This window comes from Rhodanobacter sp. TND4EL1 (genome assembly GCF_054061035.1).
In genome coordinates, this window is sequence record NZ_JBSSDT010000005.1 from 136,661 (window position 1) to 150,690 (window position 14,030).

General features: G+C 63.5%; 12 protein-coding genes. 1 reads left to right on the forward strand and 11 read right to left on the reverse strand.

Going from position 1 to position 14,030, the window contains the following annotated elements; genetic code table 11:
• Position 1 precedes the first annotated feature (1 nt).
• The 9 genes from nirK to hppD form a co-directional block, all read right to left on the reverse strand.
• Positions 2 to 1,519 (reverse strand): copper-containing nitrite reductase, encoded by a 1,518-nt coding sequence (nirK, locus tag ACVWWQ_RS15915; protein WP_457383465.1) that lies wholly within the window; start codon positions 1,517 to 1,519, stop codon positions 2 to 4.
• A 120-nt stretch (positions 1,520 to 1,639) separates the two neighbouring features.
• Positions 1,640 to 2,890, reverse strand: coding sequence for an NnrS family protein (locus ACVWWQ_RS15920; RefSeq protein WP_457383466.1), 1,251 nt, complete (start codon positions 2,888 to 2,890; stop codon positions 1,640 to 1,642).
• Between the two features lie 175 nt (positions 2,891 to 3,065).
• Positions 3,066 to 3,821 (reverse strand): helix-turn-helix domain-containing protein, encoded by a 756-nt coding sequence (locus ACVWWQ_RS15925; RefSeq protein WP_133952368.1) that lies wholly within the window; start codon positions 3,819 to 3,821, stop codon positions 3,066 to 3,068.
• A gap of 50 nt (positions 3,822 to 3,871) precedes the next feature.
• Entirely contained in the window at positions 3,872 to 5,272 is a 1,401-nt protein-coding gene (hemN, locus tag ACVWWQ_RS15930) for an oxygen-independent coproporphyrinogen III oxidase (RefSeq protein WP_133952366.1), read from the reverse strand.
• A gap of 177 nt (positions 5,273 to 5,449) precedes the next feature.
• On the reverse strand, positions 5,450 to 6,439 hold the full coding sequence (locus tag ACVWWQ_RS15935) for a fumarylacetoacetate hydrolase family protein (RefSeq protein WP_133952364.1): 990 nt from the start codon (positions 6,437 to 6,439) through the stop codon (positions 5,450 to 5,452).
• A gap of 89 nt (positions 6,440 to 6,528) precedes the next feature.
• The gene (locus tag ACVWWQ_RS15940; protein WP_133952362.1) at positions 6,529 to 7,113 is read right to left on the reverse strand and encodes a lectin; all 585 of its coding nucleotides are present in this window, start codon (positions 7,111 to 7,113) and stop codon (positions 6,529 to 6,531) included.
• The gene (gene hmgA / locus ACVWWQ_RS15945) at positions 7,110 to 8,414 is read right to left on the reverse strand and encodes a homogentisate 1,2-dioxygenase (RefSeq protein WP_133952360.1); all 1,305 of its coding nucleotides are present in this window, start codon (positions 8,412 to 8,414) and stop codon (positions 7,110 to 7,112) included. The genes ACVWWQ_RS15940 and hmgA overlap by 4 nt, the downstream gene beginning before the upstream one ends.
• A gap of 198 nt (positions 8,415 to 8,612) precedes the next feature.
• A complete protein-coding gene (locus ACVWWQ_RS15950) occupies positions 8,613 to 8,912 on the reverse strand; it encodes a GIY-YIG nuclease family protein (RefSeq protein ID WP_133952358.1) in 300 nt (99 codons plus the stop codon).
• A 170-nt stretch (positions 8,913 to 9,082) separates the two neighbouring features.
• Positions 9,083 to 10,177 carry a 4-hydroxyphenylpyruvate dioxygenase gene (hppD, locus tag ACVWWQ_RS15955; protein WP_133952356.1) on the reverse strand — a complete coding sequence of 365 codons (1,095 nt, stop codon included), beginning with the start codon at positions 10,175 to 10,177 and terminating at the stop codon, positions 9,083 to 9,085.
• A gap of 110 nt (positions 10,178 to 10,287) precedes the next feature.
• Here hppD and ACVWWQ_RS15960 point away from each other — a divergent pair, with 110 nt between their 5' ends.
• Complete coding sequence (locus ACVWWQ_RS15960; protein WP_133952354.1) at positions 10,288 to 10,749, forward strand: MarR family transcriptional regulator; 462 nt, start codon at positions 10,288 to 10,290, stop codon at positions 10,747 to 10,749.
• Positions 10,750 to 10,853: 104 nt separating this feature from the next.
• On the opposite strand, the gene ACVWWQ_RS15965 is transcribed toward ACVWWQ_RS15960, so the two are convergent.
• Positions 10,854 to 12,362, reverse strand: a complete 1,509-nt coding sequence (locus ACVWWQ_RS15965) for a peptide MFS transporter (RefSeq protein ID WP_099651574.1) — start codon at positions 12,360 to 12,362, stop codon at positions 10,854 to 10,856.
• 134 nt (positions 12,363 to 12,496) lie between these two features.
• The gene (locus ACVWWQ_RS15970) at positions 12,497 to 13,996 is read right to left on the reverse strand and encodes a peptide MFS transporter (protein WP_133952352.1); all 1,500 of its coding nucleotides are present in this window, start codon (positions 13,994 to 13,996) and stop codon (positions 12,497 to 12,499) included.
• Between the last annotated feature and the right edge of the window lie 34 nt (positions 13,997 to 14,030).

A 14,030-nucleotide genomic window follows, 5' to 3' on the forward strand; every position in this document is an offset into this window, starting at 1 on the left:
CTCAATGCTCCGCTGCTGCCGCTGCAGGTGCTTCGGCACGCGCCTTGGCGACTTCTTCCTTGGTGATCTGGCCACCCGGGTTGTCCCAGCTGTTCAGCACATAGGTGAGGATGTTCGCCACTTCGTCGTCGGTCAGCTGCGCCATCGGCGGCATCACCGAATCGTACTCGTGACCGTTGACCGTGATCTTGCCGGTCAGGCCGTGGGTCACGATGGTCATCGCCCGCTTCGGATCGGCTGCCAGGAAGTCCGACTTGGCCAGCGGCGGGAACACGTTGGCCAGGCCCTCACCATTCGCCTGATGGCAGACCGAACAGGTGCCGGTGAACAGCTGCTTGCCCGCCGCGATCTGCTCGGCCTTGGTCAGCGTGCCGGCGGCATGCGCCGTCGCCGCCGTGGTCACGGCTTTCAAATTGGGTTCCGAGCGATCACCCAGATACACCGCGTCCACTTCCTTGCCCGAGTAGATCGACTTGTCTTCCGGACCGTCCACCTTGAGGATGCCCAGCGCACCCTTGTTGAACGCGCGGAAGATCGAGTGATCCACCAGCACGTAGCTGCCCGGCACGTCGGTGTGGAATTCCACCGTCGCCGCGCCGCCGGACGGGATCAGCGTGGTCTGCACGTTGTGCTGGGCCACCGTGCCGCCTTCGGGCTGCACCTTGTCGAAGATCTCGCCGATCACGTGGAAACTCGACACCAGGTTCGGGCCGCCGTTGCCGACGAACATCCGCACCGTCTCGTTGGTCTTGGCGGTCAGGGCATTGTCACCGGTGAGTGCGCCTTCCTTGCCGTTGAACAGCACATAGGTCGGGTGCTCGTCGATCGCCTTTTCCATGTCGAACGGCTGCAGGCCTTTCTGGCGGTACTTGCCGGTGGTGTAGAAGTCGCCCTGCATCACGTAATACTCGTGGTCGACCGGGGACAGACCCTCCGGTGGCTCGACCAGGATCAGCCCATACATGCCGTTGGCGATGTGCATGCCCACCGGTGCGGTGGCGCAGTGATAGACGAAGATGCCCTGATTGAGCGCCTTGAAGGTGAACTGCGACTCGTGTCCCGGCGCGGTGAAGCTGGACGCCGCGCCGCCGCCCGGACCGGTCACGCCGTGCAGGTCGATGTTGTGCGGCATCTTGCTGTCCGGCGCGTTCTTCAGGTGGAACTCCACCGTGTCGCCCTGGCGCACGCGGATGAAGCTGCCCGGCACGGTGCCGCCGAAGGTCCAGAAGGTGTAGCTGACGCCCTCGGAGATCGGCATCTCCTTTTCGATCACTTCCAGCTCGACGATCACCTTCGCCGGATGATTGCGATGGATCGGTGGCGGTACGTGCGGCGGACTGGTCAACACGGCGTGGATCGGCTCGCCCTGGGGCGGACCGAAGTCGCCATGGATCGAGGCAACCGACGCTGCGCCCGCGGCGCTGCTTTCGCCGCTTGCCGTGGCTGGCGGCTTGCCGGAACAGGCCGCCAGCGTGAACAACGCTACTGCCGCGGCGACGAACAGGTTTGAACGTGACATCGCACTCTCCGTGAGTTCTTGCGATTGCAAGCCTAAGCCATCTCACGGACGCCCGCATGACGTGAGTCAATTGCGGGAATTTTCCCGCCCCGCTGCGTCACCTTGCCACGCCAGCCGTGCTCAGCCCGGCTTACCGTCCGCCCGCGGCGTCAGATAGATCCATGCCGAACGCAGCACCCACGGCAGGAAGGCCAGCAGCCAGCCATAGGCGGCGATCACCAGCCACAAATACACGTCGCCACCCAGTTCCGCACGGATACGCAGCAGCGTCACGACCTGCAACAGTCCGAAACACAGCCACGCCACCTTGCCCATCTGCATCGGTCGGCCGGAATGGCCTTGCGTCACCCGGGTAACCATCGCCACCAGCATGGAACCGAAGAAGCCGATACCCAGTGCATGCAACGGCGCACGACCCAGGATCAGATGGCCGTTGATGGCAAAGACCACGTCCTGGATCGCGAACAACACGAAAGCCACCGGCAACCACGCAAACGCCAGATGCAGGACAGCAAGGATGCCCGGATGCATGGCTTTCCACGGCCGCCAACTCAGTGAATGCCAGGCAAACACCAGCGCCAGCGGCACGTCGACCAGCCACAGCCAGCCCAACTCCCCACGCCAGTCGAGCAGCAGATGGGCCAGCAACAGCACCCACACCACCGGCATGCTCCAGTCCGGTCGGATCACCTCGTAACCTTTCACCATGTTGCCGGTGAAGAACGGCAACATGCGATGCATCACCGAGAAGTAGATAGGCAGCAGCAGGCCGAACGTGCCCAGCTTGATCGCCAGCAAGGCACACTCCGCCGGCGCTCCGAACAGGTAGGCCAGGAAGATCGCCAACCCCAACGCCCCCAGGCACAAGGCAGCCAGGCAGGAGCGCGCGTGGCCTTTGCGCTCGGCCACCGAGGCACGCAATACCCCGGCCAACGTGACAATGCCGATCAGGTAACCGAGCAGCATCAGCGCGATACCCAGCCTGAGCAACCACGGCAGATTGAGCAGTCCCACATTGGCCAGCACGTAGCCGCCAAACACGCTGCCAGCGACGGGAAGAAAGCGCGTGCGCGGCAAGTCGGGACGACCCAGCCACTTGGGAAACGTGGTCATCAGGAAGCCGAACATGAACAATGGAAACAGGCCGTACTGGATCAGCATCGCGTGCGCCCAGCCCGGCGGGATCGTGGGCTGCGGCCAGCCAGCCAGACCGAAGCGCATCCAGGTCAGCTCCACCGCCCACCAGGCCATGCTCAACAACACCGCGATGCTGCCGGCCAGAAACAACGGCCGATGCGGTGCCGAGGCCAGCAGTCGGGTGACTTCGGCGAGCGCTGGCGGCGTGCTGACGGCAGAGGGCGATTCGGACATGGCGATGGCCACAGGTAATGAGAATGATTCGCCATGCTGCCACAGCGCCGAGCGAGTCAACCATGACTTGCATCAACCGCGCCGGCCGAAGAGGCGAAGCCACGATGATGTCCATGGCTCGAAAAAGGAACGACCGTGATCACCGGCCGTTCCTGCGCTTCGCGTGGCGCGAAATTCAGTCCGGCAGCAGGGCCTGGCCGATCTGGCGAAGCGCCGCCGGATTGAGCAATTCCAGTTCGCGTCCTTCAATCGCGATCAGCTTCTGCGCACGAAAACGGCTGAGTACGCGACTGACGGTTTCCGCCGCCAGGCGCAGGTAGTTCGCGATGTCGCCACGCGACATGCTCAAGTGGAACTGCGTGCCGGAGAAACCACGCACCGCATAGCGATGCCCCAGATCCAGCAGGAAGGCGGCGACCCGTTCGTCGGCACTGTGGTCACCGGCCAGCAGGCTGGCCGTACCCAATTCCTTGCTCAGCATGCGGAACAGGTGCTGCTGAACCGCCGGCACGCGCGAGGCCAGCGCGCTCATCGCGGGAAACGAGAAGCGGCAAAAATAGGCCGCGTCCAGCGCTACCGCATCGCAGGGGAAGTGTTCGGGATAGATCGCGTTGAGGCCGATCACTTCACCCGGCAAGTAGAAACCCAGCACCTGTTCGCGACCTTCCTTGTCGACCATGCGAGTTTTCACGGTACCCGAGCGCACCGCGAAAATTGCGCGGAACGCGTCACCGGTGCGGAAAATGTGTTCGCCAGCGCGGAACGGACCGACGTGCTCGACCAGGCATTGCAGCTCGGCCAGCTCCGGCTTGTCGTAGCCGGCGGCGATGCAGGCACTGGAAAACGCGCAGGTGCCGCAGAAACGCGTTTCGTCACCGTCGTCCGCCATCGGGCTTCGCGGCTCGGGCAGGCGACCTTGGCGACCTGTCATGGGCTTGAATTGCATGATGTGATGAGGCCGGTGGGGGCTGCGTCGCTTGATCAGATCACGCGCGAAAAGCGCGATGTCTGCGCCGCTTCGTCCAAGTACGCATCGAAGCACATGGCAATGATACGCAACAGCAACCTTCCCCGCGAGGTGACCCGGATTTCGCGGCCATTTTCCCGCACTAGTCCATCCGCAATCAGCGCTTGCAGCCGCTGACGTTCCCGTACGAAATATTCATCAAACACCAGCCGATGGCGCGCGCCGAACCCTGCCTTGTCCAGCACCCCGTGACACATCAGCTCGTTGATCAACTCGCGCCGGATCAGATCATCTTCATCCAGTTGCAGCCCGCGCATCAGCGGCAGGCGGCCCGCATCCAGCGCCGCGTAGTAGCCCACCAGGTCGCGCGCGTTCTGCGTGTAGCTGTCACCGATACGGCCGATCGCGCTGACCCCCAGGCCAATGATGTCGCAGTCGCCGTGGGTGGAATAGCCCTGGAAATTGCGCTGCAGCGTGCCGGCCCGTTGCGCCAGCACCAGTTCGTCGCTGGCCTTGGCGAAATGGTCCATGCCGACGTAGACATAGCCAGCGGCCGACAGATGTTCCAGCGCACGGCCAAACAGGGCCAGGCGCGTGGCGGCGTCGGGCAGGTCGGCGGCATCGATCTGTCGTTGCGCCTTGAACATCTCCGGCAGATGCGCATAACCGTACACCGCGACCCGGTCAGGATTCAGGTCCACGATCTGCTCCAGCGTACGACTGAAGCCGTCCACGCTCTGGAAAGGCAGGCCATAGATCAGGTCGACGCTGGAAGAGCGGAATGATGACTCACGCGCGGCTTCGAGCACTTCGCGGGTTTGCTCGAAACTCTGGATGCGATTGACGGCCTGCTGCACCACCGGATCAAAATCCTGGATGCCTACCGAGATGCGATTGAAGCCCAGCGTGCCCAGGTTGCGCACGTAATCGCCATCGGCGAACCGCGGATCGATCTCGATGCCGTATTCGCGGTCCGCCTCATGACTGAAGCTGAAATGTCGCGCCAGTGACTCCAGCAGTTCGCTCATGCGCGCGCTGTCGAGGAAGTTCGGCGTGCCGCCACCAAAGTGCAACTGGCGTACCGGACGATCGCGATCGAACAACGGTGCGATCAGTTCCATCTCGCGGTACAGCCGCTCCAGATAGCGGTCGGCCTGGGCGACGTCACGGGTAATCACCCGGTTGCAGCCGCAATAGAAGCAGGGGCTCATGCAGAACGGCACGTGCACATACAACGACAGCGGCCGCGGGATCGGCTCTTCGTTGGAGGCGCGGATCACCCCGCGCAGCACCGTTTCGTCGAAATCGGCCTTGAACTGCGGCGCGGTGGGATAACTCGTATAGCGCGGACCGGCCACGTCGTAACGGGCGATCAGCGCCGGGTCGAATTCGGGAGTGCTTATGGGAATGGCCATGGAGCGAGTCTGTCCTCGCTCCAGCACCCGCGCCTTGATCCGGATCAACTGCACGGCTGGCCGCGACGCGACGCCGCAGGGTCGGGAGGAAACCGTAGGAGTCCGCTGGCGGGCGATGCCCTTGTTCTGGATCCCCAAAGCAACAGCATCGCCCGCCAGCGGGCTCCTACGCGCGCCTTATCCGCGCTTGTACGGCTCGATCTGCTGTTCGATGGAACCGAAAATCGAGGCGCCGGTTTTATCGGTGATGTCGATTTTCAGGCGATCGCCGAACTTCAGGAATGGCGTGCTCGGTTTGCCGTCGCGCAGGGTTTCCACCGTGCGCTGCTCGGCCAGGCAGGACGCGCCCTTGCCGGTGTCTTCGTTGGCGATGGTGCCGGAGCCGACGATGGTGCCGGCGGTCAGCGGGCGCGTCTTCGCCACGTGGGCGACCAGCTCGGCAAAACTGAACTGCATGTCGACGCCGCATTCGGCCTCGCCGAACCAGGCATCGTTCAACCAGGTGCGCATCGGCAGATGCAGCTTGTCACCCTGCCAGGCGTCACCCAACTCGTCCGGCGTCACCAGCACCGGCGACAGCGCCGAGCGCGGCTTGGACTGCAGGAAACCGAAGCCCTTGGCCAGCTCGCCCGGGATCAACCCGCGCAGGCTGACGTCGTTGATCAGGCCGATCAGCTGGATATGGTCCGACGCCTGCGCCGGTGTTGCCGCCATCGGGACATCGTCGGTAACCACCACCACTTCGGCTTCCAGATCGATGCCGTAGTCCTCGCTCGGCACCACCACCGGATCACGCGGGCCGAGGAAGCCGGCGCTGGTGGCCTGGTACATCAGCGGATCGGTGTAGAACGACTGCGGCACTTCCGCGCCACGGGCGCGACGCACCCGCTCGACGTGCGGCAGGTAAGCGGAGCCGTCGACGAACTCATAGGCGCGCGGCAGCGGAGACGCCAGAGTGGCCATGTCCAACGCAAAAGCACCCGGCGCGTTGCCGTCATTGAGTTCTTCGGACAGTGCGTTCAGACGCGGCGCGATGCTCGACCAGTCATCCAGCGCCGCCTGCAGCGTCGCCGCGATGCCGTTCGCCTTGACAGCACGCGTGAGGTCACGGCTGACCACGATCAGCGTGCCGTCGCGGCCGCCTTCCTTGAGACTAGCGAGTTTCATTGAATACTCCAGAGTTCCGCTTTTCTAAAAAAATACGCCATGGATGGCGGTCTATTTCTTGCCGACACGACGGACGGCACTCATCAGATTCAACCACAGCCTTCCACGTAATCGACCTGCGGAGGCACACCCACATGCCACCGCGTGACCTTGCCCTGCGGATCGGTTTCGAACACCAGCATGCTCTTGCCATGCGGTGCCTCGACACGCAGATATTCTGCACCGTCGACGTATTTGTGCGGCTGGATCTGCACACCGGCGCCGTAGAGCGCACTGATCCGCTTCGCGTCCATGCCGACCTTGCCGCCGCCCGGCGCGGCTTCCTTCGCGGTGCCGACGTCGTAGCGCACGAAACGGCCATCCTCAAACATGAAGGCGAAATCCGCCGACAACGTCACCCACTTCGGCGTCTTGTAGAAGCAGGTCGAATCCCGCTCTGGCGCACCCTTCAGCTCGCCACCCCAGGCCTTGTCGAAGCTGGCCTCGTCCATGCCGAAGCGCACGTCGCCATAGCCGTCGTAGTGCGCCATGGCATCTGCATCAACGGTGGCCACCGGCACCGACTTGATCGCCGGTGAAGGGGGCGAGGCGGATGTCGGCGCCGCCGGCGGACTGCCATCGCCGCACGCAGCCAGCAGCAGCACGCAGGTGATGCCGCCCAACCAGCGCTTCATGCCTTGCTGCCCGCATCGAAATGCTTCGCGATGCCCTGCCAGCATTCGTGATAATTGCCCTGCAGTTGCGGTGCGTCGAGCGCCTGCTGCGTGGGCCGGATCACCTTGCGCGTCTCGAACATGAAGGCCATGGTGCCGCCGATCACGTCAGCCTTCGAGATATCCGCGTTCGAGGCCTTCTCGAACGTGGCCGCATCCGGCCCATGCCCGCTCATGCAGTTGTGCAGCGAGGCGCCGCCGGGCGCGAAGCCTTCGGCCTTGGCGTCGTACACGCCGGTGATCAGGCCCATGAACTCGCTGGCCACGTTGCGATGGAACCAGGGCGGGCGGAAGGTGTTCTGCGCCACCAGCCAGCGCGGCGGGAAGATCGCAAAGTCCATGTTCGCCGTGCCGGGCGTGTCGCTGGCCGAGGTCAGCACGGTGAAGATCGACGGATCGGGATGGTCGTAGCTGATCGAACCGATCGTGTTGAAGCGGCGCAAGTCGTACTTGTACGGTGCGTAGTTGCCGTGCCAGCCGACAACATCGAGCGGCGAATGGCCGATCTTCGCGCTCCACAACGTGCCCTGGAATTTCGCGATCAGCTCGAACTGACCTTCCACGTCCTCGAACGCCGCCGTCGGCGTGAGAAAGTCACGGGCGTTGGCCAGGCAGTTGGAACCGATCGGGCCGAGGTCCGGCAGGCGCAACAACGCGCCGAAGTTTTCGCAAACATAGCCGCGGGCCTCGCCATCGAGCAGGTCAACGCGAAAGCGCACGCCACGCGGAATCACCGCGATCTCCTGCGGTTCCAGCTCGATCACGCCCAGCTCGGTGGCCAGACGCAGACGTCCCTGCTGCGGCACGACAAGCAACTCGCCGTCGGCGTCGTAGAAGAAGCGGCCGTGCATCGAGCGATTCGCCGCATACAGGTGGATGCCGATACCACCCTGTTCGGCCGGACCGCCGTTGCCGGCGATCGTCACCAGGCCATCGACGAAATCGGTGGGCTTGCTCGGCAGCGGCAGCGGATCCCAGCGCAGCTGGTTCGGCGTGGCCGGGGCCTCTTCAAATCGATTGTGGAAGGTGGCGTGCGGCAGCGGCTGGAACGGCTCGTGCACCGCCGCCGGACGAATCCGGTACAGCCAGCTGCGACGATTGAGATGACGCGGCGCGGTGAATGCGGTGCCTGACAGCTGCTCTGCGTACAGGCCATGCGCCACGCGCTGCGGCGAATTCTGCCCTTCCGGCAGCGTACCGGCGATCGCCTCGCTGGCGAATTCATTGCCGAAACCGGATTGGTAAGGAGATGAGACGTTCACTGCGAATACTCCGAATTTCCTGTTGAGACCGGCTTGCCTATCGACCTCAGCCCTTCGACTTCGGCCCTTCGGGCCTACGCTCAGGGTGAACGGTGAAAGGAAGGTTCCAAGGCTCCAGGAGCCTCGCTCGCCCTACCCCGCCTCGCCAAACCCGTTCGCGCTGAGCGTAGCTTGCGCAGCAAGCGGAGTCGAAGCGCCTCACGGCAACCGTTGATGTCGATGCCTGCCCTTGGCCAAATCGCCAGCCGCCTTCCAGTCGCCCGCCATGTACACCAACTTCTTTGCCCTGCTCCAGCCTTTCAGCTTGCGCTCCATGGTCAGGGCTTCGTAACGCGTTTCAAAACCTTCCGTGTGCAGCAACTTCAATGGGCGACGGGTCGAAGTGTAGATACAACCCTTGCCTTCGTCGTGCTGTGCCAGCCGTTTGCCGAGGTCGTCAGTGTGGCCGATGTAAAAGCTGCCATCGGCACATTCGAGGATGTAGAGGGTGAATTCCATTTCAGGGCTTCCTTGCCGTGTCAATGCCTCGTCAGCATGCCCTTCGACTTCGCTGCTGCGCAGCTACGCTCAGGGTGATCGGTTCCGGGAGCAATAGGATGTCTCCACACCGTTCACCCTGAGCGTAGGCCCGAAGGGCCGAAGTCGAAGGGCCGCGCAGATTCCCAAGCTTACAAAACCCCGCGCTTCATCTGATCCCGCTCGATGCTTTCGAACAGCGCCTGGAAGTTGCCTTCGCCGAAGCCTTCGTTGCCCTTGCGCTGGATGATCTCGAAGAAGATCGGGCCGATCGCGTTCTGGGTGAAGATCTGCAGCAGCTTGCGTTGCTTGGTCTCCAGGTCGGCGTCGATCAGGATCTTGTTTTTCGCCAGCCGCGCCACGTCTTCGCCATGGTTCGGCACGCGCACGTCGATCACTTCGAAGTAGGAGTCCGGCGTATCGAGGAATTCCACGCCGGCTTCGCGCATCTTTTCCACCGTGGTGTAGATGTCGTCGGTGAAGCACGCGATGTGCTGGATGCCCTCGCCCTTGTAGGCGTCGAGGTATTCGTTGATCTGGCTCTTCGGGTCGTTCGACTCGTTGAGCGGGATGCGCACGATGCCGTCCGGCGCGGTCATCGCCTTGGACACCAGGCCGGTCTTGGCGCCCTTGATGTCGAAGTAGCGGATCTCGCGGAAGTTGAACAGCTTCTCGTAGTAATCCGACCACTTCGCCATGTTGCCGAAGTACAGGTTGTGGGTCAGGTGGTCGATGAAGGTCAGGCCGAAACCGGCCGGGTTCTGATCGGCACCCGGGATCGGCGCGTAGTCGGCGTCGTAGATGCTGCCGGCACTGCCGTAGCGATCGACCAGGTACAGCATGCAATCGCCGATGCCCTTGATCACCGGCGTCGAAACCGCCTTGCTGGCTTCCTTGTGGTCGATCGCTTCGCCGCCGTTGCCGAGCACGGTCGCCAACACTTCGCTGGCCGGCTTCTTGAAGCGGATCGCGAAACCGCAGGCGCTTGGGCCGTGCTTCTCGGCGAAGTCCGCGGCGAACGAATCGGGATCCTCGTTGACCAGCAGGTTCACGCCGTTCTGGCGGTACACCGTGATGGGACGCGCCTTGTGCTTGAGCACGGCGCTGAAACCCATCCGCTTGAACAGGTCGTGCAACTCGTTGGCGCGGCCGGCGGGGGCGGCAAATTCGACGAATTCAAAACCGTCGATACCCATCGGGTTCTCGAACGTGGTGACCTGCATGCCAAGGTTGGGCTGGGCGTTCATGGCGCTCTCCTGAGTGTCGGTGCACGACGGCAGCACGTGAGCGTGCCACCATCGGTGGTAATCACACGTTATAGTTTCATATGAAACCATTTGCAAGGACCGTCGCCGCAATGCCCGCCAAACGCCAGTCTGCCCCCGCCACTGCCGAGCACGCCCCGTTGCAGTTGGAGCACTTCCTGCCTTACCGGCTGTCGATCCTGTCCAACAGGATCAGCCAGGCGATCGCCGACGACTATCAGCGCCGCTACGACATCTCGGTGACCGAGTGGCGGGTGATGGCCGTGCTGGCACGTTTCGAAGGTCTGTCAGCGCGCGAAGTGGCCGAACGCACCGCGATGGACAAGGTGGCGGTAAGCCGCGCATTGGCCCGGCTGGTCGAAGCCGGCCGGGTCGATCGGGCCATCCACGACAACGACAAGCGTCGCTCCGTGCTGAGCCTCACCGCTGCCGGATGGACGATGCACGACGAAGTCGCGCCGATGGCGCGGGCGCGCGAGCGCGAAGTGCTGGCCAAGCTCGACGCCGAGGAGCAGGCCTGGCTGACCCGAATACTGGACAAGTTGCTGGAATGAACGCTGCAGGAGCGCACCCTGTGCGCGAACGGCGGGCATCGCCCGCCTGCAGATGATCAAAGAGCATCGCGCACAGAGTGCGCCCCTGCAACAAAACCCCGGCGTTACTTCACGCCGTGCATCAACTTGTTGATCAATGGCGCGATCAGGAACAGCAGCACGCCACCGCCCAGCAGGATCCAGAAGCCCATGGTGTAGCCGGACAAGGCCGAGGCCACGGTCATGCCTTCCTCGCCACTCACGCTGGCGGCGAACAGGCCGGCCAGGTTGTTGCCGATGGCGGTGGACAGGAACCAGCCGCCCATGCCCAGGCCAACCAGGCGCACCGGCGCCAGCTTGGTCACCATCGACAGGCCGATCGGCGACAGGCACAGCTCACCGGCGGTCTGCAGCACATAGCACAGCACCAGCGTCCACAACGGAATCATGCCGTCGCTGCCGACCAGGCTGGACAGTGCGTACATCAGCACCGCGAAGCCCAGCGCGTTGCCGATCAGGCCCAGGCCGAACTTGCGCGGAATCGACGGCTCGATCCGGCGCTTGTCCAGCCAGCCCCACACGATCGCCACCAGCGGCGCCAGCAGCACAATCGCCACCGGGTTGACTGACTGGAACCAGCCGATCGGGAACTCCCAACCGCTCAGGTTGCGATCCACGATGTGCTGGGCGAGGAAGTTGAACGAACTGCCGGCCTGCTCGAAGAACATCCAGAACAGCACGTTGAACGCGAAGATGATCAGCATCGCGATCACTCGCTGGATCTGCACCCGACCGGTGCGGATCGCCTCCATCACCAGCATCACGCCCACGCCGATGAACAGCGCGGTGAGCAGCCATTGCAATGCCACCGCGCCGGCGCGATCCATCAGTAGATAGACCAGCGGAATGGCCACCAGCACGCCGATGGCCACATACACCACGCGCATCGGGCTGGCGATTTCCGGCGCCGGCTTGCCGACCGGGCCAAGCTGGCGACGACCGAACCAGAACCACACCAGGCTGATCAGCATACCCACGCCCGACGCGGCAAACACCACGTGGTAGTTGTCATGCTGCGGCGTGCCGAACACCTGCTCGGCCAGGTAGCTGGTCAGGATCGGCGCGATCAGCGCGCCGGCGTTGATGCCCATGTAGAACAGGGTGAAACCGCGGTCGCGGCGTGAATCGCCCGGCGCGTACAACTGACCCACCATGGACGAGATATTCGGCTTGAACAGACCGTTGCCGACGATGATCGTGGCCAGGCCCAGCATGAAGATCTCGTGCTGCGGCACCATCACCAAGAACAGGCCGGTAGCCATCACCACCGCGCCCAGCAGGATCGAGCGCTGGTAGCCGATGATCTTGTCCGCGACATAGCCACCGAACACGGCGGTGGCATAGACCAGCGCCAGATAGGCACCGTAGGTACGGCTGGCCGAGGCCTGACCGGCTTCATCGCCGCCAAAGAACTGCGCCACGATGTATAGCGTGAGCGCCCAGCGCATGCCGTAAAAGGCGAAGCGCTCCCAGAACTCGGCCATGAACAGCATCCACAGCGGACGCGGATGGCCGAGCAGTTGCGGATACTCGGGTACCGGCTTCGCGGCGCCGGTGAGTGTGGTGTTGCCCATGCGTGAAACCCCTGTGTTCGTCGTTGACCGCAAGATATTGCGAATCGTCAGATGTAACCGGAGCCCTCGCATCCGTCAAATGCGCTGCAGCACGCGACTTCGGAAAAATCGCGTGCCGTCCGCAGCCGAGAAGTTCAGCGCACGCCGTGCATCAACTTGTTGATCAGCGGCGCGATCAACAGCAGCAGTGCACCCGCTCCGGCCAGCAGCCAGAAGCTGAACGTGAATCCGCCCAGGGCCGAGGCGACGGTCATCCCGCTTTCGCCACTGATCCGCCCGGCCAGCAATCCGGACAGGTTGCCGCCCACCGCCAGCGACAGGAACCAGCCCCCCATCGCGAGGCCGACCAGCCGCGGCGGCGCCAGCTTGGTCACCATCGACAGGCCGATCGGCGACAGGCACAGCTCGCCCACGGTTTGCAGCACGTAGCACAGCACCAGCGGCCAGAACGGAATCAGGCCCTGCCCATCAAGCAGGCGCGACAAGGCATACACCAGCACCGCGAAACCCAGCCCGTTGAAGACCAGGCCGAAGCCGAACTTGCGCGGAATCGACGGCTCGCTGCGGCGCGCCGCCAGATAACTCCAGACCACGGTGACCACCGGCGCAAACACGATGATCGCCAGCGGACTCACCGACTGGAACCAGCCCACCGGAAAGGTCCAGCCGCCGAACATCTGCCGATCGACCAGGTTCTCCGCCAGAAAATTGAACGAGGTGCCGAGCTGGAAATAGAACATCCAGAACAGGATGTTGAAGGCGAAGATGATCAGCATCGCCACCACCCGGTCCACCTGCACACGCCCGTGCGGGGCCGCCTCGATCAGCAGCATCACCGCCACGGCGGCGAACAGCACGCCCAGCATCCACGACAAACCGGTGGTGACGAACGCCAGCAGCAAGTACACCAGCGGCACGGCCACGATCATGCCCAGTACCACCCAGACCACCCGCAGCAGACTCGCCGCCTCCGGCGCGGGACGCCCCACGCCCTTGAGGCTGCGCCGCCCGAACCAGAACCACAGCAGGCTGAACAGCATGCCGACACCGGCAGCGCCGAACACGACCCGGTAGTTCTCCTGCATCGGCGTGTCGGTGAAATGGCTGGCCATCCATCCGGTCAGCAGCGGTGCCAGCAAGGCGCCGCCGTTGATGCCCATGTAGAACAGCGTGAAGCCGCGATCGCGACGCGGGTCGTCACGCCCGTACAACTGCCCGACCATCGACGAGATGTTCGGCTTGAACAGGCCATTGCCGACAATCACCATCGCCAGCCCGGCCAGAAAGACATCGCGACTGGGCAACATCACCACGAACAAGCCGAGCGCCATCATCAGCGCGCCAAGCAGGATCGAACGCTGGTAGCCGATCACCCGATCCGCCACGTAGCCGCCGAAGATGCTGGACGCATAAATGAGTGCGGTATACGAACCGAAAATGCTGGCCGCCCAGGCCTGCCCCGACGCATTGCCGTTGTAAAAGTGCGCCACGATGTACAGCGCCAGTGCCCAGCTCACGCTGTAGAACGCGAAGCGCTCCCAGAACTCGGTCATGAACAGCATCCACAATGGACGTGGATGCCCGAGCGTCTGTGGATAGTCAGGCGCGGCGCTGGTCTGGACGGGTTCGTTCATGGGTGCTCCCGGATTTCAGGTCGCACATCATGAC

Excerpts from the sequence above, each read along its gene's own strand:
- nirK (WP_457383465.1), bottom strand. The coding sequence starts at position 1,519 with ATGTCACGTTCAAACCTGTTCGTCGCCGCGGCAGTAGCGTTGTTCACG.
- ACVWWQ_RS15920 (WP_457383466.1), bottom strand. The coding sequence starts at position 2,890 with ATGTCCGAATCGCCCTCTGCCGTCAGCACGCCGCCAGCGCTCGCCGAA.
- ACVWWQ_RS15925 (WP_133952368.1), bottom strand. The coding sequence starts at position 3,821 with ATGACAGGTCGCCAAGGTCGCCTGCCCGAGCCGCGAAGCCCGATGGCG.
- hemN (WP_133952366.1), bottom strand. The coding sequence starts at position 5,272 with ATGGCCATTCCCATAAGCACTCCCGAATTCGACCCGGCGCTGATCGCC.
- ACVWWQ_RS15935 (WP_133952364.1), bottom strand. The coding sequence starts at position 6,439 with ATGAAACTCGCTAGTCTCAAGGAAGGCGGCCGCGACGGCACGCTGATC.
- ACVWWQ_RS15940 (WP_133952362.1), bottom strand. The coding sequence starts at position 7,113 with ATGAAGCGCTGGTTGGGCGGCATCACCTGCGTGCTGCTGCTGGCTGCG.
- ACVWWQ_RS15950 (WP_133952358.1), bottom strand. The coding sequence starts at position 8,912 with ATGGAATTCACCCTCTACATCCTCGAATGTGCCGATGGCAGCTTTTAC.
- hppD (WP_133952356.1), bottom strand. The coding sequence starts at position 10,177 with ATGAACGCCCAGCCCAACCTTGGCATGCAGGTCACCACGTTCGAGAAC.
- ACVWWQ_RS15960 (WP_133952354.1), top strand. The coding sequence starts at position 10,288 with ATGCCCGCCAAACGCCAGTCTGCCCCCGCCACTGCCGAGCACGCCCCG.
- ACVWWQ_RS15965 (WP_099651574.1), bottom strand. The coding sequence starts at position 12,362 with ATGGGCAACACCACACTCACCGGCGCCGCGAAGCCGGTACCCGAGTAT.
- ACVWWQ_RS15970 (WP_133952352.1), bottom strand. The coding sequence starts at position 13,996 with ATGAACGAACCCGTCCAGACCAGCGCCGCGCCTGACTATCCACAGACG.